At 70.5% G+C, this 925-nt stretch carries 1 protein-coding gene; it reads right to left on the minus strand.

All coding sequences use genetic code 11. From position 1 onward, the window contains the following. Nucleotides 1-760, minus strand: a 760-nt coding sequence (locus ACFPM7_RS30350) for a cold-shock protein (RefSeq protein ID WP_378251283.1), incomplete at its 3' end; no start/stop codon positions are given. Between the last annotated feature and the right edge of the window lie 165 nt (nt 761-925).

Genomic DNA, 925 nt, shown 5'->3' on the forward strand with positions numbered 1-925 from the left:
CGCCGCCTCGCACGGGCACCTCCCGCGCCGCCGGCCCCGCGGTCGCGACAGGTTCCGAGCGTCGCGGCGGCACCGTCTGGGGCTCGGCGCCCCGGACCAGGTGCACATCGCGGGCCTGCGGGCCCTTGTCTGCACTGGCCACGTCGTAGGCGACGCGGTCGCCCTCCGCCAGCCAGGTCAGCCCCTCGACCAAGGCCCGGGCGTGAACGAAGACGTCCCCGCCGCCGGAATCGGGGGTGATGAAGCCGAAGCCCTTGTCCTCGTCATACCAGGCCACCGTGCCGTCGGCACCGTCGGCCAAACCAGCCGCAGCGGATGAGCCCGCTCCAGCACCCAACGGGATCACGTGCCCGGCCTGCGGACCGCGCTCACCGTCAACGATCAGCAACGCCACCCGCTGCCCCTCGGTGACCACGCCGCCGGTCACGATGGCGGAACTGTGCACGAAGACGTCGGCGCCACCACCGTCCGGCGACACGAAACCGTACCCCTTGCCCGGCTCGTACCACCTGACCGTGCCGAGCAAGCCCACGTCGCCACCGGTGCCCGCAGCGGCGGTGACACGCACACGCAGCGCCTGGGGCCCGCGGTCGTTCACACCGACCTCGAACACAACGGCCTGCCCCTCGCGAAGCACCTTCCCGTCACCGTCCCCGACAATCTCGGAGGCGTGCACGAACACCTCCGGCGAACCGTCCTCAGGTGCGAGGAAGCCGAAACCCCGTTCGACATCGAACCAACGAACGGTCCCCTGCAACATCACAGACTCCAGGTCGAGAGAAGACGGGCACTGGCCCCCCAGTCTCCCCGACCCACCTCCAGCCTGTCGGACCGGGCCCACAGACACACAGCGCCGAGCCAAAGACGAGCCAATGCTTCACCCAGCGACACGCCGAGCCTGAGACCAACTCCCACGACCACCGGC

It is taken from the genome of Actinokineospora guangxiensis (assembly GCF_042657845.1).
GTDB lineage: Bacteria > Actinomycetota > Actinomycetes > Mycobacteriales > Pseudonocardiaceae > Actinokineospora > Actinokineospora guangxiensis.